Genomic DNA, 25,663 nt, shown 5'->3' with positions numbered 1-25,663 from the left:
AACCGACCTACACCACTCTGGAGAGCCATCATGCGCGACACCCCGATTATCGAGCGTATCGACACACCCGAGCCGTTTCAGCCGCATCCCGATCAGAACGTTCAAGGCTGGGAGCGTATCGGCTCGCTGGCAGGCGGCGTCCTGATGATGGGTAAAGGCGTGCGTCGCGGCGGATTCCTTGGTCTGATTCAACTGGCCATTGGCGGCGCGGTTCTGGCACGCGGCATCACCGGTCACTGCTCGGCCAAGAGTCTGATGGAAAAGGGTCGCAGCGACCTGCAAAGCGCACGCTCCACCATCGAACGTGCCGGCGCAGAGCTGAGCGAGCTTCAAGCCAACGCCGAGAAAGCCGTGAAAACCGCGACCGTCAACGGCATCGATGCGCTCACCGAGCCCAAGTCCGGCGTCTGATCACTCAGCCCGCACGAAAGATCAGGTGATCCTCCCAGTCGTCCTCGGCCACGCTCAGCTCACTGAGCATGCGTCCTGACTGGGAGATACGCTCGTGATGCACCGCATCGCGATCACCGCATACCAAGTGATGCCAGAGCGGCAAGTCCTTGCCCTCGCTCACCAGCCGATAGCCACAGGTCGGCGGTAACCATTTGAATTCATCTGCCTGACCGGGCGTGAGCTGAATACAGTCCGGCACCGAGGCACGGCGGTTTTCGTAGTCCGAACACTGGCAGGTCTTCAGGTCCAGCAGCTTGCAGGCGATACGTGTGTAATACACGCTGTTGTCTTCTTCGTCCTCCAGCTTTTGCAGGCAGCACAATCCACAGCCATCGCACAACGACTCCCACTCGGTGCTGTCGAGCTGATCGAGTGTCTTGCGGATCCAGAAGGGTTCAACTTTGGCGGCCATGGTTCGGACACGGTATCGGCTGTGGAAAAGGCCGCCAGTCTAGTGGCACATCGAGTGCGGGCCAAGCACTTGCGACTGCCGGTAGCGAAGCCCTTGTCAGCAGGAAGGCAAAACAGTAGCGTTAGAGCGCTTTCAATGCGCCTACGCGATGCCTGCCGACAACGGCCCATCGAGTCACGCTCCCTTTGCCCTTCTCTTCTACAGGACTCTCATGAGCACAAACTCTCGCGTCGCAGAACATGCCATCGACCCGCAATTCACCGAGCGCTGGTCGCCACGCGCCTTTACCGGCGAAAGCATTCCCGAGGAAACCCTGCTGAGCTTTTTCGAAGCCGCACGCTGGGCACCTTCGGCCTACAACTCGCAGCCGTGGCGGTTTCTGTACGCGCGTCGCGATACGCCGAACTGGGAGCGTTTCCTGACCCTGCTGAACGAGTTCAACCGCGGCTGGGCACAGCATGCTTCGGCATTGGTGATTGTCATCTCCAAGACCACCTTTACCGCACCCGGCGCGACCGAAGAAGGCCCGGCGCTGTGGCACACATTCGATACCGGCTCGGCGTGGGGTTATCTGGCGCTGCAGGCCAGCCTGAGCGGCTGGCATACCCACGGCATGGCCGGGTTTGATCAGGATCTGACCCGCAAGGAACTGAAAATCCCCGAAGGTTATGCGCTGCACGCTGCCGTTGCAGTAGGCAAACTGGGCGACAAGTCGACCCTGCCGGAATACCTGCAAGGCCGCGAAACCCCAAGCCCGCGCCTGCCGGTTGCGCAACTGGTGGCAGAAGGCGATTTTTCGCTGTAGGGAAATCTGACGCCTATGCCCGGGACGCGGAGCGTCCTGAGAGGCATTCCCACGCAGAGCGTGAGGAACGATCCTGGTCCGTATGCTGATCATGCCGACGCTCTGCGTCAGCATGCAGCCCGGGACGCTCTGCGTACCATCAATACCCGCGTGAAAAATCCACTTCCCCGCGCAACGCCTCACCGGCGTTGAACGCTTTCAGGTTTTCGATGAACAGGTCGGTCATGGCCACCGGCGATGTCGGTGCGGAGCTGTGTCCGGTCAACAGCAGGCCATAGGCCGTCCAGAACGGATGACGCTGGGGCAACGGCTCCTGCCGGCAGACGTCAATCACAGCCCCCGCCAGATGCCCTTCCTTCAGGGCTTCGACCAGATCGGCATCGACCACGGCTGCGCCACGTCCGACGTTGAGGAACAACGCGGTGGGCTTGAAGCTGGCAAACAGCTTGGCGTCATACAGGTCCTGAGTGTCAGGCGTATTGGGCAGCAGGTTGATGACGTAATCCATGTCGCCAACCAGATTGTCGATATCGGTCAGCGCCGACACCTCGACAAAAGGCGCCTGGGTACGCGCCTCGGAGGCCACACCGAACACCTGCACACCGAACGGCACCAGAAACTCGGCCACGCGCTGACCGATATCACCGGCACCGACGATCAGCGCCTTGCGTCCGGCCAGGCTCTGGCCTGGACGATTGTCCCACTTGCGTTCGACCTGACTCATCAGACGCGCCAGCACTTCACGCTCGTGACCGAGCATGTACGTCAGCACAAACTCAGCCATGACCTGCCCGAAGATCCCAACGGCACGGGTCAGGCGATAGTCACGGGAAAGGCCCGGGATCAGCAGCGGCGTGATGCCCGCCCAAGTGGATTGCAGCCACTGGGGTTTGTGCCCCTGGCGCAGCAGGTTGGCCATCAGATCGGGCTGTCCCAGCCAGACCGGACAGTCGCTGGCCATGCGGGACAGCTCAGCCGAATCGCCGCTGCTCAGGACTTCCAGATCAGGCGCAGCCTTGCGCAGCAACTGGGTGTAAAGGGGGTAATCGTGCTCGGCAATCAGGACGCGCATGCTTCAGAAACCTTAAAAACGGGACAGACGACCCACGCCAGACGCGGGCCGCTTCAAACGTGGAGACCGATCACATCGGATCGTTGCGACGCAGCAGCTCTTCGGGCAGATGCTCGATGTACTCGTCTTCGGCCGGTGGCATCTGCAAGTGATAGCCTTGAGCGTCGAGGTTTTCCAGCACCTTGTGGATGTCCTCACGCGCCAGCGCCCGCTCGGGGCTGAGCACCAGATCGAACGCGTGATACGGCGTGCCGAACGCCGCCAGCAACTCTGGCGGTACACGCTTGAGCACGTCGCTTTTCAGGACATACAGGTACATTTCATTCTTTTTCGGGCTGCGGTAGATCGAGCAGATACGCTTCAAGACTGTTCTCCCGGCGTTGCCAGGCTGTCGAGCAGCGCCTGGCCCATCAGTTCGCGGCGCCAGCCACGCAGCGAATCAGGCAATTGGTAAGGACCATCGGGGTAACCGCTCTTGAGCAGCGCTTCGAGGGTCTTCTTGCGCAGCATCAGCTCGGGCGCCATGTCCAGTCGTTCGGCGAACTCCTGGCCAATGGCACGCAGCCGCTTGAGCGAACCGGCAGCATCGACAGGCAGAGGCTCGGGCAACGCCTGTGGCCACTCTTCGGGCGGCACGCTGGCGGCAGTCCTGATCAACTCAAGCAGGAATTCGCCATCCTGACGCACGGTGCGCGGGTGCATGTCTTCGATGCGGGCCAGCGCGCCGAGGTTATCCGGCTGGGTCTTGGCCAGCGGCCAGAGCGAGTGTTCACGCACGATGCGGTTGCGCGGCACGTTGCGGGCACGGGCCTGCACTTCGCGCCAGGCACATAAGCCGCGCAACACTGCCAACTGGGCACGGGACAGCTTCCAGGCCAGCTTGGCTTCGCGATAGACCTCATAAGGATCGATTTCACGACGCAGGTTGGCAACCAGCTCCGCGCCATCCTCGAGCAGCCACGCGAACTTCTCGTCGGAAAGACGCGGACGCAGGACAGTGAACAGCTCGGCAAGGTGCACCGCATCTTCGGCGGCATAACTGATCTGGGTCTCGGACAGCGGACGCTGCAGCCAGTCCGAACGGGTCTCGCCCTTGGGCAGGTCGATGTTGAGGACCTCCTGCACCAGACGCGAGTAGCCCATGGAAAACCCGAGGTTCAGGTAGGCGGCTGCCAGCTGGGTGTCGAACAGCGGAACCGGCAGGCTGCCGGTCAGGCGCAACAGCACCTCGAGGTCTTCGCTGCACGCGTGAACGACCTTGATGACGTCAGGGTTCTCAAGCAGCGCAGACAGCGGCGCCCAGTCGTTGATCAATAACGGATCAATCAGCCAGGCACGCGAACCGTCGCCGATCTGCAGCAAGGCAGCAATGGGGTAAAAAGTGTCGACCCGCATGAATTCGGTATCGAGCGCAACGAACGGCAGAGACTGCCACTGAGCGCAATGCAGGGCGAGGCTGTCGTCGTCGCGAATCCAGTGAATATCGATGGCCACACGGCTCTCCCTTGAACAATGGCGCGCAGTATATATCGCCGCCGGGTGTTATCGCGCATCTGTCGTCCCGGTCATGCGCATCTTGATGAAAATGATTGCAGTAAATACCGCACACCCGAGGCTGCCTGCGCAGTGATCGGCCTCATTGAGCGCTGGCCGCCACCTCGCTGCGGCAGCCGGCAAACAGGTCCAGCGCGGGGTTGTAGACCTTGGTGTCGACTTTCAACAGGCCCAACATGGAATGAAAGAGATTGTCCTGGCTGAGCGGCGTATTGCGTTCCTTGGCCAGGCATTGTGGCGTGACCGCGTAAGAACGCTGGTAGCTTTCCGACAACCAGATGAGCATGGGCACATGTTTCTGCTGATCCGGCGCCAGCAGATACGGCGTGCCGTGCAGAAACAGGTTGTATTCGCCCAGCGATTCGCCGTGGTCGGACAGGTAGATCATCGCGGTGTCGACCTTGTCCTGATGAACGCGCAATACATCGATCAGTTTCGACAGCACGTGGTCGGTGTACAGCAGCGTGTTGTCGTAGCCGTTGACGATACTGTCGCGGCTGCAGTTGTTCAGCGCGTTGCTTTCACACACCGGCGTGAATTTTTCATATTCCTTCGGATAGCGCTTGTAGTATTCCGGCCCGTGACTGCCCATCTGGTGCAGGACCAGCACCGTGTCCTTGTCCAGACTGTTGATGAAGCCTTCCAGGCCCTGCAGCAGAATCTCATCGCGGCATTCGTGGTTATTGCACAGCAGCGGATCCTTCAGGTTGCTGACATCCTCAAAGGCGACACGGTCGCAGGTGCCTTTACAGCCGGCCTGATTGTCGCGCCACACCACCTGGATTCCGGCGCGCTGGAGCACATCCAGCAGCCCTTCCTGATTGTGGGCCTTGGTGCCGTCGTAATCCTTGCGCCCCATATTGGAAAACATGCACGGCACTGACACCGCCGTTTCGGTGCCGCACGAATACACGTCGGTAAACGCCACGAGGTCGCGCTCGTTGCTCAGGTTGGGCGTGGTATTTCGACCATAGCCCAGGATGCCAAAGTTTTCGGCCCTCGCACTTTCACCGACCACCAGTACGGTCAGTGACTTGCGGGTATGCGCGGCCATTTCTGCAGAGCGCTTCGCGTCCTCGCCGAGCTTGACGAACGGCCGTCGGGCAGACATCACCTGCTCGTTCAAATAACCCACCGATGCGCCAATGTAGTTGCTGGGCACCACCATCAGGCGCAGCTCATGATGGTTACGAAACAGTGAAGAAAGCCCTTGGTAGTTGGCCAGTGCAGCACCACCGATGGCGAGACTGCAGACGACGCCCACGACCAGTTTGCTGAACAGTTCACGGTGCCAGCGGCGGTAATTGATCGGGGTTTTCCACAACAGCAGGGACGGCAGGATGCCCAGTAAAAGGATGTAGCCAATCAGCTTGAGAGACAGCAGGCCCTGTACCTCGGTGACATTGGTTTCGGCAAAGTTGCGAAACATGCCCGCATCGATCATCACACCGTATTCGGTCATGAAGTAGGCGACGCCTGCGCTGATCATGAACATCAGAATCAGCACGGGTTTCAAGACGCGTCTGAACGCCACCAGCGTCAGGCATATATTGAATACACAGAAGAGCATGACAACGAAAGCCACGCGCATCGCGATGCCTTTAGTGTCAGAGCTGGTAATTGCAATCAGATGCTGCCAGAGATTGAGATTGAAGAACGACAGTAAAAAAACGCTGGCCAGTAATGTGACGGCCTCTGGTCTGACACTTCTGATTTTCGACATCGCACTCTGCTTATCTGATTGATATGTACCGGGTGATACCTGAGCCAGCCAAATTTCCCGGTCGGGCGGACTGTAAGCAGCGCCCTATCAATTTTATGTGAAAAGTGTGCGAACGCCCGGTTGGATTAAGTTTATTTCACGGCGAGACAGGCAGGATTCAGGCAAGCCGCTGATTACCCTCATAAAAACGCCCCCGCAAGCAGGCTTGCGGGGGCGTAGTTGACGCTTTCCAGTCAATCAGACCGAACGGCGGCGATAGGCACGGTAGTCCGGCAGCCAGAAGTTGCGTTCGATAGAGGCCAGCAACACCTCTTCGGTGGTTTCCAGCGCCAGCCCTTCAGCCTGAGCCTCTTTGGCGACTGCCAGCGCGATCTTGCGGCTGACCTGCTGGATTTCCTTGAGCGGCGGCAGCACCGCGTCGCCCTGCCCTGTCACCATCGGCGAGCATTCGGCCAATGCGTTGGACGCTGCCATCAACATACGATCAGTGATGCGCGTGGCTTTACAGGCCACTACCCCCAGACCGATGCCAGGGAAGATGTAAGAGTTGTTGCACTGTGCGATATGCACGGTGCGTCCGTTGATCTCGACCGGAGCGAATGGACTGCCGGTGGCGACCAATGCGTTGCCGTCGGTCCAGCGCAGGATTTCTTCCGGCGTGGCTTCGACCTTGGAGGTCGGGTTCGACAGCGGCATCACCAGCGGTTTGGCGCAGTGCTTGTGTACTTCGCGAATGACCTGCTCGGTGAACAGACCCCGCTGGCCCGACACGCCGATCAACACGGTGGCGCCAGCGTGGGTGACCACATCGAGCAGCGTCGGGAACGCGTCGGAGCCCGAGATCCAGCCAGACACGTCGGCCGTCTTCTGCGCCAGACGTTTCTGGAAGTCCAGCAGGTTGTCCATGCCATCGGTCAACAGACCGAAGCGATCGACCATGAAGATGCGCTGACGGGCTTCGCTTTCGCTCAAGCCTTCGATCTGCATCGCCGCAATGATGTGCTCGGCGATCCCGCAACCGGCGGAACCTGCACCGACAAACACGACTTTCTGCTGCCCAAGGCTTTCACCCTTGGCCTTGCACGCCGCCAGCAAGGTGCCCACGGCGACCGATGCGGTGCCCTGGATGTCGTCGTTGAAGCAGCAGAGCTCGTCACGGTATTTCTCCAGCAACGGCATCGCATTGGACTGGGCGAAGTCTTCGAACTGCAACAGCACGTCCGGCCAGCGACGCTGGACAGCATCGATGAACAACGCGATGAAGTCTTCGTACTCCTTGCCCGACACACGCTCGTGACGCCAGCCCATGTACATCGGGTCGTCGAGCAGTTCGCGATTGTTGGTGCCCACATCGAGCACGATCGGCAAGGTGTAGGCCGGGCTTATGCCACCGCAGGCGGTGTACAGCGACAGCTTGCCGATGGGAATGCCCATGCCGCCGATGCCTTGGTCGCCCAGGCCAAGGATGCGCTCGCTGTCGGTGACCACGATGATCTTGATGCGGTCCTTGGTGGCGCTGCGCAGAATATCGTCAATGCGGTCGCGTTCAGGGTAGGAGATGAACAGGCCGCGGTGCGTGCGGTAGATCTTGGAAAATTCCTGGCACGCCTGGCCGACCGTCGGGGTGTAAATGATCGGCAGCATTTCGTCCAGATGCGAGTCCAGCAACCGGAAGAACAACGTTTCGTTGTTGTCCTGGATAGAACGCAGGTAGATATGTTTGTCCAGATCGGTCGCGCACTGTTTGTACTGACTGTAGACCCGGGTGACTTGCTCTTCGATCGTCTCTACGTTCTGCGGCAGCAGCCCGATCAAATTGAATTCGACCCGCTCTTGCGGGGTAAAGGCACTGCCCTTGTTCAGCAGGGGCATTTCCAGCAGTGAAGGTCCTGCGTAGGAAATATACAAAGGTCGCGAAGTGTTGGTCATTTTTTCTGATCGCCTTTTTCGTCTACTCATTGATTCTGTGCGTCGACCGGGGCGGGCAGCCTGGCTTTTCTTCTTTTTCTTTATGTGCCAGTTCGTTCAGGCCATACCGGACAGGATTCGGTGTTTTAAGTCAGGGCCACATCTTACTCGTCTGAAGGCCGATTGCGGCATTTTGTCGCGTAGAGAATGGCAAGATGATGCTACCAATTCAACAAGCAGACATGCTTTCGCGCCTTGCACAGAGACGGCGCAGCCGGGCATCTTTACCGCTCATTCGATGATTGCGAGACCAGCATGCCTGACCATAAGCCTTTCGCCGCCTTTCTGTTCGACATGGACGGCACCCTGCTCAACTCAGTGATCGCCGCCGAGCGCGTGTGGGCGAAGTGGGCACAGAAACACGGGCTGGATGTGGACAGCTTTCTGCCGACGATTCACGGCGTAAGAAGCATCGACACGGTCCGCAAGCAGAACATTCCAGGGATCGACGTGCAGCAGGAAGCGGATGCCATTTCACAGGCCGAAATCGAAGATGTGGAAGGCGTGGCCGCCATAGAAGGCGTGGCTGATTTTTTGGCCTCGTTGCCCGCCGACCGCTGGGCAGTCGTCACCTCAGCCCCGCTCGCACTGGCGCAGGCGCGCATGAAGGCCGCCGGCCTCACGCTGCCTGACGTCGTCATCACCGCCGAGGATGTAACGCAGGGCAAACCCGCACCGGATGGTTTTCTGCTCGCAGCACAGCGGCTGGGCGTGGAGCCTGCGCAATGTCTGGTGTTCGAGGACGCGCCGGCCGGTATCGCGGCAGGCAAGGCTGCTGGAGCACGCGTGGTAGTGGTCACGGCGGCTCATCTGCATCCCTATGAAGAACAGGATTGGACCCTGCCCAATTATCTGGGCTTGAAGGTCAGTGTCGAGAACGGGCAACTCATCCTGAATTCATGAATCCCTGACGCGGGCAGCGGGTCGGCTCACTGATCGAAAATACTGAACCATGGTTTTCACTATCGGCTCAGAAATAGCGAATACGAGAGGTATCTGATTATTGGAGACAAGCATGTCCGACCCAACGAGTAACACATTCATGTCCAATCTCGCGTTCTTCGACCTCCTGCTTGAACAGTTCAGAGGTGCTGAAGGCGAGCTGCCCATGGCAACGGCCTATCTGAGCCAGGCGATTACTGAAGATGATCCCGTCCACAAGGCAGCGCTCATCCGGATCGCAAAGGAAAAGATCAAGAATGCACGGGTTCTTGCGTCGATTCTGCTGGAACTGGCCAAAGGTCACACGTCGAACCTTTCCGGTGCATCTGAGAGCGCCGATTTCGGTGCCTTGCTCAAAGGCAAGGGAATTATCAGCAACCCATTGGAAGCGACTGAAGCTTCGGCAGAGCAGATGGACGACAATCCGCAGCAGCCCTCAGACAAGGCGCGTGACGCCGCGCAGCTTGGTCACTATCTGCGCTCGAACATTGCCACAGAGGAAAAGCAGATAGCCGTCTATGAGCAACTCACGTCCCTCACTTCAGACAGTCACTTCATCAGCGCCCTGAATCAAGCCAAACGACGTCAGGTGAAGCATTTGAACGAGTTCGAAGCGATGCTGAAAAAAATCAAACGCTGAGCGATCCATCACCAGAGGCCCCGGTCTTACCGGGGCGTCGTGCACTATCTGGGAACTCCCGAAAAGCGCTACTTCTTGGCGATAAGGCCGATGGTGAACCCATCTACCGCAGCGATTCTGCCACGCCACAGTACTCCGGATTCGCAAATCGGATTGCCGTCGCTTGAATAGGTCTGGCAATCCTTGAGGTGAATAAAGTGAAAGGCGGGTGTGTCTTCGGACGAGTCGCCAGGCTTGAACGAAAGGATCATCTCCTTCATCGAAGCGTCGGCACCGTTCGCAAACTGGGTGAACGGAGCGGAAATGTCCTCGGCCAATTGTTCGAAATAGGCATCATGGGAAATAAGATTACCTGACACAAGATTGCCACCGACCGTCAGGGTGACGCCCATTTCGACTTTGGTGTTGGCAACAAATTTGACCAGCCACTGCAGCAGCCAATCGATCTGCTTGCCCTGCCACTTGATCTGGGCAACGACATCGTCGTGGTTCTGATTGGGAGAAGGTTGCGCTTGCTGGGTTTGATCGACGTCCGACATCTGAAAGCTCCTGGCTTCACATAACGTGAACCCAAGGTATAGATCACATCGGCTGAAAGCGAAACCCGGTCAGCAGGTAATTCCTCTTTGCATCGCGATACATCACGCATCACTTGAGCTGGCGAGTTGGCGAGTTGGCGAGTTGGCGAGTTGGGAAATTACATCAGGACAGTCTCGACACTCGATTTTCCTGCCATCGCACAACCGCGACTTCAGCTAAAACCTGTGAAAAATTAACTGCGACACAACGCCGCATTCGGGTATCGTTTGATAAATTGCAACAAATTGTATCAATACCCGCCAGGCAAGCCTTGGCCAGAACCCGAATAGAACCGATTGATAAGGGGGTCCCGCGTTGGATCTGTCGTCTGCTGCCTGGGTGTTTCACGACACCCGTCTGATTGTCTGCTGCCTGATTGCAATCGCCACGATCATCGTGTTGATCAGTGCCACCAAACTCCCGCCTTTTCTGTCGATTCTGGTCGGTACGTTCATCGCCGGGATAGGCGCAGGGCTGCCCGCCGAAGCCGTCGCCAAAGCGTTCAGCAAAGGCGCGGGTGGTATTTTGGGCGAGGCCGGCATCATCATCGCTCTGGGTGCCATGCTCGGCGCACTGATGGCCGAGTCCGGGGCTGCGGACCGCATCGCATCTACCCTGCTCGGCCTGGGCAAGGGCAAGATGCTGCCGTGGGTCATGGCTGTAGTGGCGATGGTCATCGGCCTGCCGCTGTTCTTCGAAGTCGGCCTGGTGATGATGGTGCCGATCATCTTCGTCATGGCGCGCCAGTCGGGTCAGCCATTGTTGAAAATCGCCATCCCTGCGTTGGCCGGCATGACGACACTGCACGCGCTGATGCCTCCCCATCCCGGTCCGTTGATCGCAGTCAGTGCCTTGCACGCCGATCTGGGGCTGACCATGCTGTTGGGGCTTTGCGTCGCGATCCCTGCGGTGATTCTTGCAGGGCCTCTTTACGGTAACTGGCTGTCAAAACGCATGCACATCGAAGAGCCTGCCGATCTGGGCAAGCTGTTCAGCGCCAAACCTGACGTCAGCCGCCAGCCAGGCTTTGGCACGTCGTTGCTGATCATCCTGCTGCCGGTGATTCTGATGCTGGGCAGTACGCTCGCCAAGGTGGCGATGGAGCCTGAAAACAGCTTCGCGCTGACCTTGAAATTCCTCGGTGAACCGCTCGTTGCACTGAGCATCGCCGTGCTGGCGGCAACCGTGTGCCTGGGCTGGGCCAATGGTCTTTCCCGTGAACATGTCGGCGGCACCTTGCGCAAAAGCCTGGCGCCGATTGCCGTGTTGCTGCTGACCATCGGTGCCGGTGGCGGCCTGAAGCAAACGCTGCTGGATGCGGGTGTCAGCCAGACCATCAGCAAAGTGGCCGAAGGCGCGCACATGCCGTATCTGCTGCTGGCCTGGCTGATTGCCGTTGCGCTGCGTCAGGCCACCGGCTCCGCCACCGTGGCGACGACTACGACAGCAGGCATCCTGGCTCCGATGATGGCTGGTCTGGCGCCGGTCGAGGCCTCGCTGGTGGCGCTGGTGATCGGCGCAGGCTCGGTGTTCTTCTGCCACGTCAACGATGCCGGGTTCTGGATGGTCCGCGAATACTTCGGCCTGCAGCTGAAACAGACGCTGTGGGTATGGTCGGTGCTGCAGACCATCGTGTCGGTGGTCGGATTGGTGGGCACGTCGCTGCTGTGGTATTGGCTGACGTGAGAGATGACGGTATGACTGCTCAGCTTGCGCTATGTCAGACGGACACCAACCTGTCATTCCCACCCTGCTGATATTCCCTTGGCGTGCAACCGAACTCGCGGCGGAACACCGTGTGCAGGTACTGCGCCGAGGTGAAGCCACAATCGCGGGCAATGTCGGCGATGGCCGAATCGGCATTTTCCAGCCCGCTGGCCGCTGCTGCGAGCTTGAAGCGCAGGATTTCGTCGTGGACGCTGCAGCCCCGCACCTTGCGAAAGTGCGATTCCAGCGAGGACCGCGATATTCCTACATAGGCTGCCACTTGCGCAGTCTTGATGCCTTGGCATGCGTACTGGCGGATGAACAGCAGCGCCTGCATCACGTATGGATCGCCCAGAGGTTGATGCAGACTTGAAGCCTGAACATTGATCGCATCGGGCGGTATCAGAATCTGCGTCCCGGCGGACGGCATGCCGTGCAGCATTTGATGCAGCAGGTGCGCAGCCGTCCGGCCCATGGTTTCGGTGCCCTGGATCACCGAACTCAGTGGCACTCGGGTCAGGGTGCGGGTCAGCGGATCGTTGTCGATGCCGATCAGCGCCACCTGCTCCGGCACGGCAATGCCCGCTGTCAGGCAGGCTTGCAGCAACTGCCGGGCGCGGGCGTCGCTGACGGCGATGATGCCAATCGGCTTGGGCAGGCTTTGCAGCCAGGCGATCTGCTGCTCGACGGCGCTGTCCCAGAGCGGCGCGCTGGTGCCCATGCCACGATAGATATCGACGTGCAGCCCGTCCCGCTGCAGCAGCCTGCGAAACGCCTTCTCCCGCTCCTGCGCCCAGCGATTGGCCTGTGACTCCGGCAGGCTGAAGCAGGCGAAACGGGTCAGCCCCGCTTCTATCAAGTGCTCGTACGCCAGCTTCATCAGCGCGTCGTTGTCGGTCGCGACGTAAGGAATCCCCTTCGGATACGCCCGGGCATCCTGATAACTGCCGCCCACTGCCACGACAGGCAACTTGATCCCGGCCAGCGCCTCGCCAATCAGCGGATCGTCGAAGTCGGCAATGATCCCGTCACCCTGCCAGCGCTCGATACCGCGCAGACGACAAAGGAAGTCCTCCTCAAGGAACAGGTCCCAAGATGCGCGGGTACTGCTCAGGTAATTGCCGATGCCGCTGATGATGCCGCGGTCGTAAATCTTGCTGCCATTGAACAACAGCGCAATGCGGTGAACGGGAGGGACGGTTTTCATTGTTTTTATAGTGATCCGGTAGCAGAGCCATGAGCTGAGACTAGGCGCGTGATCGCCATATCTCAACTCAAAATCGCACTGCCTGTTGGTGACTTTCATAATCAACGGCGACAGGGCCGTTGCTAGTATCGGGAAACCGCCAAGAACAATAAGGAACACGCCCATGTCGTACTTCCCCACTGTCGACAGGATCGTTTATGAAGGTCCTGCCAGCGATTCGCCCTTTGCTTTCCAACACTACGACGCCGACAAGCTGATCCTCGGCAAACCCATGCGCGAGCATCTGCGCATGGCGGTCTGCTACTGGCATACCTTCGTCTGGCCAGGCTCGGACGTGTTCGGTGCAGGCACTTTCAAGCGCCCCTGGCAGCACGCCGCAGGTCCGATGGAGCAAGCCATCGGCAAGGCTGAAGCGGCCTTCGAGTTTTTCTCCAAATTGGGTATCGACTACTACTGTTTCCACGACACCGATGTAGCGCCGGAAGGCAGCTCGCTGAAGGAATATCGCAACAACTTCGCGCAGATGATCGATCACCTGGAGCGCCATCAGGAAGAGACCGGCATCAAACTGCTGTGGGGCACGGCCAACTGTTTCAGCAACCCGCGCTTTGCCGCCGGAGCCGCCAGCAACCCGGACCCTGAAGTGTTCGCCTTCGCCGCCGCTCAAGTGTTCAGCGCCATGAACGCCACCCAGCGCCTCAAAGGCTCGAACTACGTATTGTGGGGCGGTCGCGAAGGCTATGAAACCCTGCTCAACACCGACCTCAAACAGGAACGCGAACAACTGGGCCGCTTCATGCGCATGGTGGTCGAGCACAAGCACAAGATCGGTTTCAAGGGCGATCTGCTGATCGAGCCCAAGCCGCAGGAGCCGACCAAGCATCAATACGATTACGACAGCGCCACGGTTTTCGGTTTCCTGCAGCAGTTCGGTCTGGAGAACGAGATCAAGGTCAACATCGAAGCCAACCACGCCACCCTCGCCGGGCATAGCTTCCACCACGAAATTGCCACGGCGGTCTCGCTCGGGATCTTCGGCAGCATCGACGCCAACCGCGGCGATCCGCAGAACGGATGGGACACGGACCAGTTTCCCAACAGCGTTGAAGAGATGACCCTCGCCACGTACGAGATTCTGAAAGCCGGCGGCTTCAAGAATGGCGGCTTCAACTTCGACTCCAAGGTTCGCCGCCAGAGCCTGGATGAAGTGGATCTGTTCCACGGCCATATCGCGGCCATGGATGTCCTGGCCCTGTCACTGGAGCGCGCAGCCGCGATGGTGCAGAACGACCAGCTTCAGAAATTCAAGGATCAACGCTACGCGGGCTGGCAGCAGCCGTTTGGCAAAGCTGTGCTGGCGGGCGATTTCAGCCTTGAATCGCTGGCGCAGAAAGCTTTCGCCGACGAACTGAATCCTCAGGCGGTCAGCGGTCGACAGGAGATGCTCGAAAACGTGGTCAATCGGTTCATCTACCGCTGATCAAACCCTGTAATGGCTAGACTTTGGAGAGAGCTGCAGGCCCGGCGAAGCGGTTACATTCTCGCGACAAATCTTTGCTCGCAGCGCCTCGCAACTCTCTACAGTTTTACCGGCAACCTGCTCCACGTCATGCAGTGTCTTTCAAACAACAATAAAAGGACGCACCACCATGAAAAAGCTACGACTCACGTTACTCGCCAGCGCGCTGGCCCTGCTCTCACTTCCGGCCATGGCCGATTCCGCCAATCCGAAAATCGGCTTTTCCATCGACGACCTGCGTCTTGAACGCTGGTCCCGGGACCGTGACTATTTCGTCGCGGCAGCGGAAAAGATGAACGCCAAGGTCTATGTGCAATCCGCCGACGCCAATGAGCAGAAGCAGATATCCCAGATTGAAAACCTTATTTCCCGCGGCGTCGATGTGATCGTCATCGTGCCCTTCAACGCGACCGTGCTGACCAACGCCGTCGCCGAGGCCAAGAAAGCCGGGATCAAGGTGGTGTCCTACGACCGGCTGATCCTCAACGCCGACATCGATGCCTACATCTCCTTCGATAACGAAAAGGTCGGCGAGATGCAGGCCAACGGTGTGCTGCAAGCTGCGCCGAAGGGCAACTATTTCCTGCTCGGCGGCGCGCCTACCGACAACAACGCCAAGATCCTGCGCGAAGGCCAGATGAAGGTGCTGCAACCGGCCATCGACAAGGGCGACGTCAAAATTGTCGGCCAGCAGTGGGTCAAGGAATGGAACCCGACCGAAGCCCTCGCCATCGTCGAAAACGCCCTTACCCGTAACAACAACAAGATCGACGGCATCGTCGCCTCCAACGACGCCACGGCAGGCGGCGCCATTCAGGCCCTTGCTGCGCAGAAACTGGCGGGCAAGGTACCTATCTCCGGTCAGGACGCCGACCTGGCTGCGGTCAAGCGTGTGATCGACGGCACCCAGACCATGACCGTTTACAAGCCGCTCAAACTGATCGCCTCGGAAGCCGCCAAACTCTCGGTGCAACTGGCGCGCAATGAAAAGCCGACCTACAGCTCGCAGTACGACAACGGCAACAAGAAGGTCGACACCATCCTGCTCACGCCTACGCCGCTGACCAAGGACAACATCGACTTGCTGGAAAAGGACGGCTTCTACACCAAGGCGCAGATCGCCGGGCAATGACCGATCAGGCTCGCTTGAACGCCTGAGGATGAACCGCAGGACCGGATGAGACCTGTCCTGCGATACGTCTTGTGTTGCCTCTGTGAGTGCCTCGCCATGTCCGATTATCTGCTGCAAATGAACGGCATCGTCAAAACCTTCGACGGCGTCAAAGCCCTGAACGGCATCGACATCAAGGTCCGCGCCGGTGAATGCGTCGGCCTGTGCGGCGAAAACGGTGCCGGTAAATCCACGCTGATGAAAGTCCTGTCAGCGGTCTATCCCTACGGCACCTGGGAAGGTGAAATCCTCTGGGATGGCCAGCCGCTCAAGGCGCAATCGATCAGCGAAACGGAAGCCGCTGGCATAGTCATCATCCATCAGGAACTGACTCTCGTACCGGATCTGTCGGTGGCCGAAAACATCTTCATGGGCCACGAGCTGACCCTTCGCGGCGGGCGCATGAACTACCCGGCGATGATCCATCGCGCCGAAGCCCTGATGCGTGAACTGAAAGTGCCGGACATGAACGTGGCGCTGCCGGTGTCACAGTACGGCGGCGGCTACCAGCAACTGGTGGAGATCGCCAAGGCGCTGAACAAACAGGCGCGGCTGTTGATCCTCGACGAGCCCTCCTCGGCCCTGACACGCTCGGAAATCGACGTGCTGCTGGACATCATTCGCGATCTGAAGGCCAAGGGAGTGGCGTGCGTTTATATCTCCCATAAGCTCGATGAAGTCGCTGCGGTATGCGACACCATTTCGGTGATTCGCGACGGCAAACACATCGCCACCACCGCGATGGCCGACATGGACATCCCGAAGATCATCACCCAGATGGTCGGCCGGGAAATGAGCAACCTCTACCCCACCGAGCCGCACGACGTGGGCGAAGTGATGTTCGAAGCGCGCCACTTCACTTGCTACGACGTCGACAACCCGAAGCGCAAACGCGTAGACGACATCTCATTCGTGCTCAAGCGGGGCGAGATTCTGGGCATTGCCGGGCTGGTCGGTGCCGGACGCACGGAACTGGTCTCTGCGCTGTTCGGTGCCTATCCCGGTCGCTACGAAGGCGAGGTCTGGCTTGAGGGGCGGCAGATCGACACGCGCACGCCACTCAAATCGATTCGCGCCGGGCTGTGCATGGTCCCGGAAGACCGCAAGCGTCAGGGCATCATTCCGGACCTGGGCGTGGGCCAGAACATCACCCTCGCCGTGCTGGACAGCTACTCGAAGATGACCCGCATCGACGCTGAAGCCGAACTGGGCAGCATCGACCGGGAAATCACGCGCATGCACCTCAAGACCGCGAGCCCGTTCCTGCCGATCACCAGCCTGTCCGGTGGCAATCAGCAGAAGGCCGTGCTGGCCAAGATGCTGCTCACCAAGCCGCGCGTGCTGATTCTCGATGAGCCCACCCGAGGCGTCGATGTCGGAGCCAAATACGAGATCTACAAACTGATGGGCGCGCTGGCAGCTGCTGGTGTGTCAATCATCATGGTGTCCTCGGAGCTGGCTGAAGTGCTGGGTGTCTCCGACCGCGTACTGGTGATCGGCGAAGGTCAGTTGCGCGGCGACTTCATCAATCAGGATCTCACCCAGGAACAGGTGCTCGCTGCCGCGCTCAGCCACCCCGATGGCCATAACAATAATGATCGGAAGACCGCGTAGATGAATCAGGTCAAACAGCTTTTTTCCCGCTACAAAATGCTCGCACTGGTCATCGCCGTGGCGATCATCTGGCTGTTCTTCAGCTGGCAGACCGAAGGCGGTTTTCTGACCCCGCGCAATCTGTCCAACCTGCTGCGGCAAATGTCGATCACCGGCATCCTCGCCTGCGGTATGGTGCTGGTAATCATCAGCGGCGAGATCGACCTGTCGGTAGGCTCATTGCTCGGCCTGCTGGGCGGCCTGGCGGCTATTCTCGACGTGATCTACCACATACCGCTGCTCGCCAACCTGAGCATCGTCGCCCTGTGCGGATTGATGATCGGCCTGGCCAACGGCTACATGACCGCCTACCTGCGCATCCCGTCGTTCATCGTCGGCCTGGGCGGCATGCTGGCGTTCCGCGGCATTCTGCTGGGCATCACCGGCGGCACCACCATCGCGCCGGTCTCGCCGGAGTTGGTGTACGTCGGCCAGGGCTACCTGCCACATGCGGTCGGCACGGGCCTGGGCATCGTCCTCTTCGCCCTCACCTTGTTCCTCACCTGGCGACAACGCCGCAACCGCGCCCTGCACGGCTTGGCCGCCCACTCCATGGCTCGTGACGCCACCCGCGTCGTGCTGATCGGCGCCGTGGTGGCAGGCTTCGTCTACACCCTCAACAGCTACGACGGAATTCCGGTGCCCGTGCTGCTTCTGCTGGTCCTGCTGGGCGTATTCAGCTACGTCACCAGCCAGACCGTGTTCGGCCGCCGCGTCTATTCGGTGGGCAGCAACATGGAAGCCACACGCCTGTCCGGCATCAACGTACAAGCCGTCAAACTGTGGATCTTCGGCATCATGGGCGTCATGTGCGCCCTTGCCGGCATGGTCAACACCGCCCGCCTCGCGGCAGGCTCGCCGTCGGCCGGCAACATGGGCGAACTCGACGCCATCGCCGCCTGCTTCATTGGCGGCACCTCCATGCGCGGCGGCTCCGGCACGGTCTACGGCGCGCTGCTGGGGGCGCTGGTGATCACGAGTCTGGACAACGGCATGTCCATGCTGGATGTGGACAGTTACTGGCAGATGATTGTGAAGGGCAGCATTCTGGTGCTGGCGGTCTGGGTGGATGTGAGTACGCGGACGGGGCGGCGGTAGACTGGGGTTGAAGCCGCTAAGCTGTTCGGACTTCGCTCAGAAGCTCGGGGTGTCGATCCAGCAGCCTGAGCAGCTTGATCAATGCAAGGGGCGGTTTCGTCTTGCCGTTTTCATAGCGTGAAAACGCATTGACACCTCCGCCGAAAATTTCCGCCGCCTCGCGCTGATCAAGCGCCAGCTTCTTGCGAACCGTGGTGATGAACGCCGGGTCCACAATCGAAGCGTTCACCTGCTTGTTGAACTCAAGCATCGCAGTGCTGACCCGGATGGATTCGATCGAATCCAGGATCGCCTCGCCACACGCAGGGCAATAATCGCCCGTCACCAGGGGAATCAAAGTCGATTCGGTTTTGTACGCGTATGACATATCACGCCTGTCATGCACCAACTCTGCCGCGCCACAAGATGGGCATTTCATGTTCACAGCTCCTTGAAGGACACGATGAGCACGTCATCAATGACCGTAAGTTTCAGGTAGACCTCTCCCGCAACCGTCTTGCAACGATAAACGTCCTGCCAGATCCGATGGTCCGCATGTGTTGTCATGCTTTTGTAGAAATCTGATGCGGCCAAAGCTCTGACGATCCCGACAATGTCGTCAAAATCGAAGCCCAGCGCCGCGCCCCCCATCAGAGCCGAGCGCGTCGAGCGGACCTTCCCCGCTTCAATCAGGCTTCTGACGACAGTCAGTTTGCAGTGAGGTGTCCTTTTCTCAACGCTCAAAAAATTAACCTACTTGGTTTAAATTGGCAAGTAGGTTAATTGAGATGACTAGCGCAGGCTAGGCTGGGTTTGTAGCTGGGCGTAACAGAGGTTGTTGATCTGTTCGGTGCGGCCTAAACGGTAAGGGAAAGATGCGTCAAAACATGCCGGAACTCGTCACACCCACGAATTTGTCTCAACAGCCCTAACAGAACGGAAACGAAAAAGCCCCAGAAGCATCGCTTCTGGGGCTTTAAGTATATGGCGGAGAGATAGGGATTCGAACCCTAGGTACCGGTGAAGGTACAACGGATTTCGAATCCGTCCCATTCGGCCACTCTGGCATCTCTCCAACGGCGCGCATCATAACAGCATCGAGACGTAACGCGAAGCCCTAAGGCCATTTTTTTTCGTGCTATCAAACGCTTGCGTCGTTTTTACAGCTTAAAGCGGTACGCCCAGACGGTTGGCGACTTCTTCGTAGGCTTCGATGACATCACCGAGGCCCTGGCGGAAGCGGTCCTTGTCCATTTTCTTGCGGGTGTCCTTGTCCCACAGGCGGCAGCCGTCGGGGCTGAATTCGTCGCCCAGGACGATTTCGCCGTGGAACACACCGAACTCAAGCTTGAAGTCGACCAGCAGCAGGCCAGCATCGTCGAACAGCTTCTGCAGGACTTCGTTGACCTTGAGCGACAGCTCTTTCATGCGGACCAGTTGCTCGGCGGTGCCCCAACCGAATGCCACGACGTGGGATTCGTTGATGAACGGGTCGCCCTTGGCGTCGTCCTTGAGGAACAGTTCGAAAGTGTACGGATCGAGCTTGGTGCCCTCTTCGATGCCCAGGCGCTTGACCAGGCTGCCAGCAGCGTAGTTACGCACAACGCACTCGACCGGGATCATGTCCAGTTTCTTGACCAGGCACTCGTTGTCGCCCAGCAGCTTGTCGAATTGGGTCGGAACGCCCGCTTCTTCCAGCTTCTGCATGATGAAGGCGTTGAACTTGTTGTTCACCATGCCTTTGCGGTCCAGCTGTTCGATGCGCTTGCCGTCGAACGCCGAGGTGTCGTTACGGAACAGCAGGATCAAGCGGTCAGCGTCGTCGGTCTTGTAAACCGATTTGGCTTTGCCGCGGTAGAGTTCTTCACGTTTTTCCATGATGGGCTCCGCTTGCTAAGTAGTTGGGCTAGGCGATGTGTCGCCAGTCGAGCCCTGAATCTTGATCGGCCAATTGCAGCCAGTCCGGGTCGCACCCGAGGGTGTCGACAAAACATTGCCGGGCCAGATGCGGCAGGTTGTTCTTGCTGCTGAGATGAGCCAGCACGAGGTGCTGCAAGCTCTGCCATCCCAGTTCGCTCACCAGGTTGGCGGCCTGATGGTTGTTCAAATGTCCTGTTTCACAGCCTACGCGCTGCTTGAGAAAGACCGGGTAATGGCCTCGGGCAAGCATGTCGCGGCAGTGGTTGGCTTCGATCATCAAGGCATCCAGGCCGTGATAACGCTGCAGCACGTTCGGGCAATACGACCCCAGATCGGTCAACAGGCCAAAGCGGCGTCGCCCGTCATTGAAGACGAACTGCGTGGGTTCGAGCGCATCGTGCGAGACGGACACCACATCGATGTCCAGCCCGCCGACCTGCAATCGCTCGCCACCTGCGAGCAATCCGGCCGCCTCGACCGGCTTGCGCATCCCGCGCAAGGTGCCGCCACTGAGGTACACCGGCAAATTGTAACGCCGAGACAGCAAACCCACTCCATGCACGTGATCGGCATGTTCGTGGGTCACCAGAATCGCGCTCAGTTGCTCGCCCGCGACACCCAGGCGAGCCAGGCGTCGCTCGGTTTCCCGCAGGGAGAAACCGCAATCGACCAACACGTACGTATCGTTGCTTGCGACCAGCGTGCCGTTGCCACGGCTGCCGCTGCCCAGAACCGCGAAGCGCACTTAACCCAGGTTGTCTTGAATAACGCTCAATACGCGGCGGGCAACATCTGCCGGCGCAACGGTATTGATGTTCTTCTCGACCGTGACCTGAACGTTGTCACCCACCTTGCTCAGGCGAACCTGATAGCGCTCGGCGCGTGCATCGATCTCTTCCTTGCTGCTCTTGCTGCCGAACATGCGGCCGAAGAAGCCAGGCTCATTTTCAGGCTTCTGGGCCTTCTCTGCGAGGTTGATGTAATACAGGCCCAGGCTGCGGTTGATGTCTTCGACACGCCAGTCACCCTGATCCAGTGCACGGCCGACACTCGACCATGCACGATCCAGATCGGCACCCAGGTTCAGGACCGGGTTGCCGCTGCCGTCTTCGCTCAGGGCGACACGGCTCGGGGTGTCGAAGTCACGCGCGGCCAGCAGGGAGATGGAACCGCCCTTCTCGGCGTTGCGGCTCATGCTGGCCAGCAGATCGTCGGTCAGCGCTGCGTCCAGACCCAGGTTGGTGGTGCGATTCGGGAACGCCACATCGGCAGTGCTGCCTGCAGGGCGTTCGACGCTGACCACATAGACTTCGCTGGTGTTGCGCTGCACGCCCGGTTCGATACGGACCCGCACGCGGGTTTCCGAGTCGGCTGACACGCCGCTGGCGGTCAGACGTTTGGCCACTGAAGCGGACAGTTCGTCGAGGCGCTGCCACGATGAGCTGAATTCACCGGTCTGCGGACGCTCTTCAGCGATGCGGAAACCGTTGTCTTCGAAGTACTGGTGGGCAACCGGCCAGACTTCGGCAGGCTGGCGCTGAGCCAGAATCCAGTGAGCGTCACCGCTCTTCTGCAGACTGAAGTCGCTGGACTCGGAGGCGGTTCCCAGCGGCAACGGACGCGGAACGACGTATTCACCGTCCTTCTGCGTGCTGTCGGCGACGTTGCGCGGGATCGGCAGCAGCGGGTCAAGGCGCTTGACGCCGGAGACGTCCGCAGGCACCTGCATCGGTGCTGTCTGGGACGCTTGAAGGTAATCACTGCCGCGATCACGGAAATAACCGTCTTCGCCCCAGAGCCAACCGCAACCGCTGGTGCTGGAGATAATCAAGGCAAGTGCAGAAAGTCCGGCCAATCGCTTCATTGCGTAGTACTTCCTCAATTAAACCAGGACGCCGGACTGGCGCATGGCCTGTCGCAGCGGTTCGTGACAGGCTTCGCTGAGCCAGGTGAGCGGCAGACGGATACCGTCCGGCATCAGACCCATTTCATGCAACGCCCACTTCACGGGGATAGGGTTGGATTCGATAAACAGTGTGTTGTTGAGCGGCATCAGCTTTTCGTGGATCGCACGGGCCGCTTCGGCATCGCCACGCATGGCCGCAGCGCACAGATCGCTCATGGCGCGCGGTGCAACGTTGGCGGTGACGGAGATATTGCCCTTTCCACCCAGCAGCATCAATTCGACGGCAGTGGCGTCGTCGCCGGAGTAGACCAGGAAGTCGCTGCTGACGCCTGCCAGGATGTCACGGGCGCGCTGCAGGTTACCTGTGGCTTCCTTGATGCCGATGATGTTCTTCACGGCAGACAGGCGCACCACGGTCTCTGGCAGCATGTCGCAAGCAGTACGGCCCGGCACGTTGTAGAGAATCTGCGGAATGTCGACCGCATTGGCGATATGGCTGAAATGCTGGAACAGGCCTTCCTGGGTCGGCTTGTTGTAGTAAGGCGTCACCAGCAGGCACGCGTCGGCACCTGCGGTCTTGGCGTTGGTGGTCAGCTCGACCGCTTCACGCGTCGAATTGGCGCCTGTGCCGGCAATCACCGGAATGCGTCCAGCCACCTGATCGACCACGCGACGGATGACTTCGATGTGCTCGTTCACATCGAGCGTCGCCGACTCGCCTGTGGTGCCGACGGCAACAATGGCGTTGGTGCCCTCTTGCAAGTGGAAGTCCACCAGTTTGCTCAGGCTGTCCCAGTCCAGACGACCTTGTGCATCCATGGGTGTGACCAGTGCCACCATACTGCCCGCAATCATGCAACCGCTCCTGCCGGAAAAAGAGAGCCGTAATGGTACTGGCGCTATCATGCTTGTACAAGCGAAGTACCGCGCTCTGAGCATTCCCCTGAGCGATGGTTTTCGCTACCCTTCGTCCTTTGATCGGTACTGGTCACCTGCGCACCTCGCTCAATCGGTCGAATTTGTCGCCAGAAGCCCCGCCCCAGCGCGTTCCAGCCCAGCCATGGCCAGGCCATGCACGCCAGACGCACCGGGGCTCAGGTCGGTGTCTCGCGCTCTCGATTGTCGAAAAAGCCCCGCAAGACCAAAAAAGTACCGACCGCTCATCGTCTAGGAATGCTGCATGTCGTCCACCCCCACAGTTCGCGAACAATTCCTTGTCATCAGTGCCCTTGGCGCAAACCCCATGGAGCTGACCAACGTCCTGTGCCGAGCCAGCCATGAAAATCGCTGCTCGGTGGTTACCTCGCGCCTGACCCGCCACGGCGAGTGCAGCGCACTGATCCTTCAGGTTGCAGGCAGCTGGGATGCCCTGGCGCGCCTGGAGACCGGCCTGCCGGGCCTTGCCAAGAAGCATGCGTTCACGATCAGCGTCGTGCGCAGTGCCACCTCCGAGAGCCGCCCGGAAGCCCTGCCCTACGTGGCCTACGTCAGCTCGGCGTACCGCCCGGACATCATCAACGAGCTGTGCCAGTTCTTCATCGACCATAACGTCGAACTGGAAAACCTGATCTGCGACACCTATCAGGCGCCGCAGACAGGCGGCACCATGCTCAATGCCACCTTCACCGTCACGCTGCCTGCCGGCACGCAAATCAGCTGGCTGCGTGATCAGTTCCTCGATTTTGCCGACGCACTGAATCTCGACGCGCTGATCGAACCCTGGCGCCCACAAGCCCCGATGTAAGGAATCCTCATGGCCGTTGCAGTAGATCAATCCGTTCCCGACTTCCAGGCAGCCGCCACCAGCGGCCAGACCGTCACCCTGTCAGAGCTCAAGGGCCAGCAGGTGGTGATCTATTTCTATCCGAAAGACAACACGCCGGGCTGCACCACGCAGGGCCAGGACTTTCGCGATCACATCGCGCAGTTCCAGGCTGCCAACACCGTCGTGCTGGGCGTTTCCCGCGACAGCCTGAAGACCCACGAGAATTTCAAGGCCAAGCAATCGTTCCCGTTCGAGCTGATTTCGGACAAGGACGAGGTGGTCTGCAAGCTGTTCGATGTGATCAAGCTCAAGAAGCTGTACGGCAAGGAATACCTTGGCGTTGATCGCAGCACCTTCCTGATCGACAAGGAAGGCGTGCTGCGTCAGGAATGGCGTGGTGTGAAAGTGCCGGGCCACGTGGCCGAAGTGCTGGCCCAGGCTGAAGCCCTGAACAAGGCCTGATGTGACACATCGCTGCGGCGCGCAACGCACCGCAGCGACCTTCGCCCGACGCTACAGCAATGGCGCCACCGTCGGCTCATTGCGCGGCCAGGCATCGAGGACGGCCTTGAACAGGGTCGCCAGCGGGATCGCGAAGAAAATCCCCCAGAAACCCCACAAACCGCCGAACAGCAATACGGCGCAGATGATTGCGACCGGATGCAGGTTGACCGCCTCGGAGAACAGCAGCGGCACCAACACGTTGCCATCCAGCGCCTGAATGATGCCGTGCACCATCATCAGGTAGATGAACTGATCACCCCAACCCCACTGAAACAGACCGATCAGCGCTACAGGCACAGTCACCACCACCGCGCCCACATAAGGCACGACGACAGAAATACCGACCAGCATCGCCAGCAGCGCGGCGTAATTGAGCCCCAGCGCGACGAACGCGATGTAGGTCACGCCGCCACAGATGAAGATCTCGATCACCTTGCCACGGATATAGTTGGCGATCTGGCGATTCATTTCTTCAGCGACGCGATTGAGCAGCGCCCGCTCGCGCGGCAGATAACCCCGCGCCCAACGCCCGATCATGCGGCGGTCCTTGAGAAAGAAGAACACCAGAATCGGCACCAGCACCAGATAGATCATCAGGTTGACCACCAGCGGCAGACTCGACAGGGACAAGGTGACTGCCAGTTGGCCGAACTTGCCGATCTCCCCACGAGCGACCTCGATGGCCTGCAGCACTTGTTCATCGGACACCAGGTGCGGATAGCGCTCCGGCAGCAATAGCAGCAGGGACTGCCACTTCGCGAGCATGCCCGGCAGTTCGTTGAACAGCGTAATGAGCTGGTGCCAGAGCAGTGGCACCAGCACCAGCAGGAACACCAGCAGCGCGCCGATGAACAAGGCGAACACGAACCCTACGGCGGCCACTTCCGGAATGCGAAATCGCTCCAGAAAATTGACCACGCCCTGCATCAGGAACGCCAGAACCAGCCCGGCCAGGACCGGTGCCAGCATGCCGCCCAGCGTGAGCACCAGAGTGAACGCCAAGAACAAAAGAACAGCCAGCACCACGGCTTCTTCATCAGAGAAGTAGCGCTGCACCCAACCGCGAAGCACATTGAACATCAAACA

General features: G+C 59.5%; 26 protein-coding genes and 1 tRNA gene. 11 read left to right on the top strand and 16 right to left on the bottom strand.

The window, feature by feature from the left end:
• Positions 1-30 precede the first annotated feature (30 nt).
• Positions 31-411: a YgaP family membrane protein gene (locus tag AC0IXS_RS22235; protein ID WP_004879258.1), complete on the top strand. Its 381-nt coding sequence runs from the start codon at positions 31-33 to the stop codon at positions 409-411.
• Between the two features lie 4 nt (positions 412-415).
• Here the strand turns inward: AC0IXS_RS22235 and AC0IXS_RS22230 are convergent, their stop codons facing one another.
• Positions 416-865, bottom strand: coding sequence for a YcgN family cysteine cluster protein (locus AC0IXS_RS22230; protein ID WP_004879255.1), 450 nt, complete (start codon positions 863-865; stop codon positions 416-418).
• A 211-nt stretch (positions 866-1,076) separates the two neighbouring features.
• Here AC0IXS_RS22230 and AC0IXS_RS22225 point away from each other — a divergent pair, with 211 nt between their 5' ends.
• The gene (locus AC0IXS_RS22225; protein ID WP_004879253.1) at positions 1,077-1,670 is read left to right on the top strand and encodes a nitroreductase family protein; all 594 of its coding nucleotides are present in this window, start codon (positions 1,077-1,079) and stop codon (positions 1,668-1,670) included.
• A gap of 139 nt (positions 1,671-1,809) precedes the next feature.
• Here the strand turns inward: AC0IXS_RS22225 and AC0IXS_RS22220 are convergent, their stop codons facing one another.
• From AC0IXS_RS22220 to AC0IXS_RS22200, 5 genes are all read right to left on the bottom strand, one after another.
• The gene (locus tag AC0IXS_RS22220) at positions 1,810-2,742 is read right to left on the bottom strand and encodes a D-2-hydroxyacid dehydrogenase (RefSeq protein WP_122667612.1); all 933 of its coding nucleotides are present in this window, start codon (positions 2,740-2,742) and stop codon (positions 1,810-1,812) included.
• A gap of 70 nt (positions 2,743-2,812) precedes the next feature.
• A complete protein-coding gene (locus AC0IXS_RS22215; RefSeq protein WP_004879251.1) occupies positions 2,813-3,106 on the bottom strand; it encodes a YcgL domain-containing protein in 294 nt (97 codons plus the stop codon).
• Complete coding sequence (rnd, locus tag AC0IXS_RS22210) at positions 3,103-4,236, bottom strand: ribonuclease D (RefSeq protein ID WP_471825686.1); 1,134 nt, start codon at positions 4,234-4,236, stop codon at positions 3,103-3,105. Before rnd ends, AC0IXS_RS22215 begins: the two co-directional genes overlap by 4 nt.
• A gap of 142 nt (positions 4,237-4,378) precedes the next feature.
• Positions 4,379-6,019 (bottom strand): phosphoethanolamine transferase, encoded by a 1,641-nt coding sequence (locus AC0IXS_RS22205; RefSeq protein ID WP_122690757.1) that lies wholly within the window; start codon positions 6,017-6,019, stop codon positions 4,379-4,381.
• A gap of 237 nt (positions 6,020-6,256) precedes the next feature.
• The gene (locus AC0IXS_RS22200) at positions 6,257-7,948 is read right to left on the bottom strand and encodes an NAD-dependent malic enzyme (protein ID WP_057410772.1); all 1,692 of its coding nucleotides are present in this window, start codon (positions 7,946-7,948) and stop codon (positions 6,257-6,259) included.
• A gap of 294 nt (positions 7,949-8,242) precedes the next feature.
• Between AC0IXS_RS22200 and AC0IXS_RS22195 the strand changes: the two genes are divergently transcribed.
• A complete protein-coding gene (locus AC0IXS_RS22195; protein ID WP_122524691.1) occupies positions 8,243-8,890 on the top strand; it encodes an HAD-IA family hydrolase in 648 nt (215 codons plus the stop codon).
• 112 nt (positions 8,891-9,002) lie between these two features.
• Positions 9,003-9,569: a manganese catalase family protein gene (locus AC0IXS_RS22190; RefSeq protein ID WP_471825683.1), complete on the top strand. Its 567-nt coding sequence runs from the start codon at positions 9,003-9,005 to the stop codon at positions 9,567-9,569.
• A gap of 68 nt (positions 9,570-9,637) precedes the next feature.
• Here the strand turns inward: AC0IXS_RS22190 and gvpU are convergent, their stop codons facing one another.
• Positions 9,638-10,108, bottom strand: a complete 471-nt coding sequence (gene gvpU / locus AC0IXS_RS22185; RefSeq protein ID WP_057408098.1) for a gas vesicle accessory protein GvpU — start codon at positions 10,106-10,108, stop codon at positions 9,638-9,640.
• A gap of 355 nt (positions 10,109-10,463) precedes the next feature.
• Here gvpU and AC0IXS_RS22180 point away from each other — a divergent pair, with 355 nt between their 5' ends.
• On the top strand, positions 10,464-11,834 hold the full coding sequence (locus tag AC0IXS_RS22180; protein WP_122446964.1) for a GntT/GntP/DsdX family permease: 1,371 nt from the start codon (positions 10,464-10,466) through the stop codon (positions 11,832-11,834).
• 34 nt (positions 11,835-11,868) lie between these two features.
• On the opposite strand, the gene AC0IXS_RS22175 is transcribed toward AC0IXS_RS22180, so the two are convergent.
• Positions 11,869-13,062 (bottom strand): XylR family transcriptional regulator, encoded by a 1,194-nt coding sequence (locus AC0IXS_RS22175; RefSeq protein WP_449124062.1) that lies wholly within the window; start codon positions 13,060-13,062, stop codon positions 11,869-11,871.
• 163 nt (positions 13,063-13,225) lie between these two features.
• On the opposite strand from AC0IXS_RS22175, the gene xylA reads away from it, so the two are divergent.
• The 4 genes from xylA to AC0IXS_RS22155 all read left to right on the top strand — a co-directional run bounded on the left by xylA (position 13,226) and on the right by AC0IXS_RS22155 (position 18,503).
• The gene (gene xylA, locus AC0IXS_RS22170) at positions 13,226-14,542 is read left to right on the top strand and encodes a xylose isomerase (RefSeq protein WP_025994917.1); all 1,317 of its coding nucleotides are present in this window, start codon (positions 13,226-13,228) and stop codon (positions 14,540-14,542) included.
• 169 nt (positions 14,543-14,711) lie between these two features.
• The gene (gene xylF, locus AC0IXS_RS22165) at positions 14,712-15,713 is read left to right on the top strand and encodes a D-xylose ABC transporter substrate-binding protein (RefSeq protein ID WP_122435725.1); all 1,002 of its coding nucleotides are present in this window, start codon (positions 14,712-14,714) and stop codon (positions 15,711-15,713) included.
• A gap of 96 nt (positions 15,714-15,809) precedes the next feature.
• Positions 15,810-17,366, top strand: coding sequence for a D-xylose ABC transporter ATP-binding protein (gene xylG, locus AC0IXS_RS22160; protein ID WP_122667620.1), 1,557 nt, complete (start codon positions 15,810-15,812; stop codon positions 17,364-17,366).
• On the top strand, positions 17,367-18,503 hold the full coding sequence (locus AC0IXS_RS22155; RefSeq protein ID WP_058432013.1) for a sugar ABC transporter permease: 1,137 nt from the start codon (positions 17,367-17,369) through the stop codon (positions 18,501-18,503).
• A gap of 16 nt (positions 18,504-18,519) precedes the next feature.
• On the opposite strand, the gene AC0IXS_RS22150 is transcribed toward AC0IXS_RS22155, so the two are convergent.
• The 7 genes from AC0IXS_RS22150 to dapA form a co-directional block, all read right to left on the bottom strand.
• The gene (locus AC0IXS_RS22150; protein WP_025994913.1) at positions 18,520-18,921 is read right to left on the bottom strand and encodes a type II toxin-antitoxin system MqsA family antitoxin; all 402 of its coding nucleotides are present in this window, start codon (positions 18,919-18,921) and stop codon (positions 18,520-18,522) included.
• Positions 18,922-18,923: 2 nt separating this feature from the next.
• Positions 18,924-19,226 (bottom strand): type II toxin-antitoxin system MqsR family toxin, encoded by a 303-nt coding sequence (locus AC0IXS_RS22145; protein ID WP_122550801.1) that lies wholly within the window; start codon positions 19,224-19,226, stop codon positions 18,924-18,926.
• Between the two features lie 241 nt (positions 19,227-19,467).
• Positions 19,468-19,557, bottom strand: a tRNA-Ser gene (locus AC0IXS_RS22140).
• A gap of 92 nt (positions 19,558-19,649) precedes the next feature.
• A complete protein-coding gene (purC, locus tag AC0IXS_RS22135; RefSeq protein WP_025994435.1) occupies positions 19,650-20,360 on the bottom strand; it encodes a phosphoribosylaminoimidazolesuccinocarboxamide synthase in 711 nt (236 codons plus the stop codon).
• 28 nt (positions 20,361-20,388) lie between these two features.
• Positions 20,389-21,147, bottom strand: a complete 759-nt coding sequence (locus AC0IXS_RS22130; RefSeq protein ID WP_025994436.1) for an MBL fold metallo-hydrolase — start codon at positions 21,145-21,147, stop codon at positions 20,389-20,391.
• The gene (bamC, locus tag AC0IXS_RS22125) at positions 21,148-22,266 is read right to left on the bottom strand and encodes an outer membrane protein assembly factor BamC (protein WP_057408891.1); all 1,119 of its coding nucleotides are present in this window, start codon (positions 22,264-22,266) and stop codon (positions 21,148-21,150) included.
• An 18-nt stretch (positions 22,267-22,284) separates the two neighbouring features.
• Positions 22,285-23,163 carry a 4-hydroxy-tetrahydrodipicolinate synthase gene (gene dapA, locus AC0IXS_RS22120; RefSeq protein WP_004879206.1) on the bottom strand — a complete coding sequence of 293 codons (879 nt, stop codon included), beginning with the start codon at positions 23,161-23,163 and terminating at the stop codon, positions 22,285-22,287.
• Between the two features lie 325 nt (positions 23,164-23,488).
• Here dapA and AC0IXS_RS22115 point away from each other — a divergent pair, with 325 nt between their 5' ends.
• Together AC0IXS_RS22115 and AC0IXS_RS22110 are read left to right on the top strand one after the other, a co-directional pair.
• On the top strand, positions 23,489-24,052 hold the full coding sequence (locus tag AC0IXS_RS22115) for a glycine cleavage system transcriptional repressor (protein WP_004879204.1): 564 nt from the start codon (positions 23,489-23,491) through the stop codon (positions 24,050-24,052).
• A gap of 9 nt (positions 24,053-24,061) precedes the next feature.
• Positions 24,062-24,535 (top strand): peroxiredoxin, encoded by a 474-nt coding sequence (locus AC0IXS_RS22110; protein ID WP_191957140.1) that lies wholly within the window; start codon positions 24,062-24,064, stop codon positions 24,533-24,535.
• Positions 24,536-24,586: 51 nt separating this feature from the next.
• Here the strand turns inward: AC0IXS_RS22110 and AC0IXS_RS22105 are convergent, their stop codons facing one another.
• Positions 24,587-25,657 (bottom strand): AI-2E family transporter, encoded by a 1,071-nt coding sequence (locus AC0IXS_RS22105; protein WP_004879201.1) that lies wholly within the window; start codon positions 25,655-25,657, stop codon positions 24,587-24,589.
• Positions 25,658-25,663: the final 6 nt, after the last annotated feature.

It is taken from the genome of Pseudomonas sp. AC016 (assembly GCF_979253365.1).
This window is presented reverse-complemented; position numbering and strand designations above follow the sequence as displayed.

Coding starts and splice junctions, on each gene's coding strand:
- AC0IXS_RS22235 (WP_004879258.1), top strand. CDS start 31: ATGCGCGACACCCCGATTATCGAGCGTATCGACACACCCGAGCCGTTT.
- AC0IXS_RS22230 (WP_004879255.1), bottom strand. CDS start 865: ATGGCCGCCAAAGTTGAACCCTTCTGGATCCGCAAGACACTCGATCAG.
- AC0IXS_RS22225 (WP_004879253.1), top strand. CDS start 1,077: ATGAGCACAAACTCTCGCGTCGCAGAACATGCCATCGACCCGCAATTC.
- AC0IXS_RS22220 (WP_122667612.1), bottom strand. CDS start 2,742: ATGCGCGTCCTGATTGCCGAGCACGATTACCCCCTTTACACCCAGTTG.
- AC0IXS_RS22205 (WP_122690757.1), bottom strand. CDS start 6,019: ATGTCGAAAATCAGAAGTGTCAGACCAGAGGCCGTCACATTACTGGCC.
- AC0IXS_RS22200 (WP_057410772.1), bottom strand. CDS start 7,948: ATGACCAACACTTCGCGACCTTTGTATATTTCCTACGCAGGACCTTCA.
- AC0IXS_RS22195 (WP_122524691.1), top strand. CDS start 8,243: ATGCCTGACCATAAGCCTTTCGCCGCCTTTCTGTTCGACATGGACGGC.
- AC0IXS_RS22190 (WP_471825683.1), top strand. CDS start 9,003: ATGTCCGACCCAACGAGTAACACATTCATGTCCAATCTCGCGTTCTTC.
- gvpU (WP_057408098.1), bottom strand. CDS start 10,108: ATGTCGGACGTCGATCAAACCCAGCAAGCGCAACCTTCTCCCAATCAG.
- AC0IXS_RS22175 (WP_449124062.1), bottom strand. CDS start 13,062: ATGAAAACCGTCCCTCCCGTTCACCGCATTGCGCTGTTGTTCAATGGC.
- xylA (WP_025994917.1), top strand. CDS start 13,226: ATGTCGTACTTCCCCACTGTCGACAGGATCGTTTATGAAGGTCCTGCC.
- xylF (WP_122435725.1), top strand. CDS start 14,712: ATGAAAAAGCTACGACTCACGTTACTCGCCAGCGCGCTGGCCCTGCTC.
- xylG (WP_122667620.1), top strand. CDS start 15,810: ATGTCCGATTATCTGCTGCAAATGAACGGCATCGTCAAAACCTTCGAC.
- AC0IXS_RS22155 (WP_058432013.1), top strand. CDS start 17,367: ATGAATCAGGTCAAACAGCTTTTTTCCCGCTACAAAATGCTCGCACTG.
- AC0IXS_RS22150 (WP_025994913.1), bottom strand. CDS start 18,921: ATGAAATGCCCATCTTGTGGCGCGGCAGAGTTGGTGCATGACAGGCGT.
- purC (WP_025994435.1), bottom strand. CDS start 20,360: ATGGAAAAACGTGAAGAACTCTACCGCGGCAAAGCCAAATCGGTTTAC.
- bamC (WP_057408891.1), bottom strand. CDS start 22,266: ATGAAGCGATTGGCCGGACTTTCTGCACTTGCCTTGATTATCTCCAGC.
- dapA (WP_004879206.1), bottom strand. CDS start 23,163: ATGATTGCGGGCAGTATGGTGGCACTGGTCACACCCATGGATGCACAA.
- AC0IXS_RS22115 (WP_004879204.1), top strand. CDS start 23,489: ATGTCGTCCACCCCCACAGTTCGCGAACAATTCCTTGTCATCAGTGCC.
- AC0IXS_RS22110 (WP_191957140.1), top strand. CDS start 24,062: ATGGCCGTTGCAGTAGATCAATCCGTTCCCGACTTCCAGGCAGCCGCC.
- AC0IXS_RS22105 (WP_004879201.1), bottom strand. CDS start 25,657: ATGTTCAATGTGCTTCGCGGTTGGGTGCAGCGCTACTTCTCTGATGAA.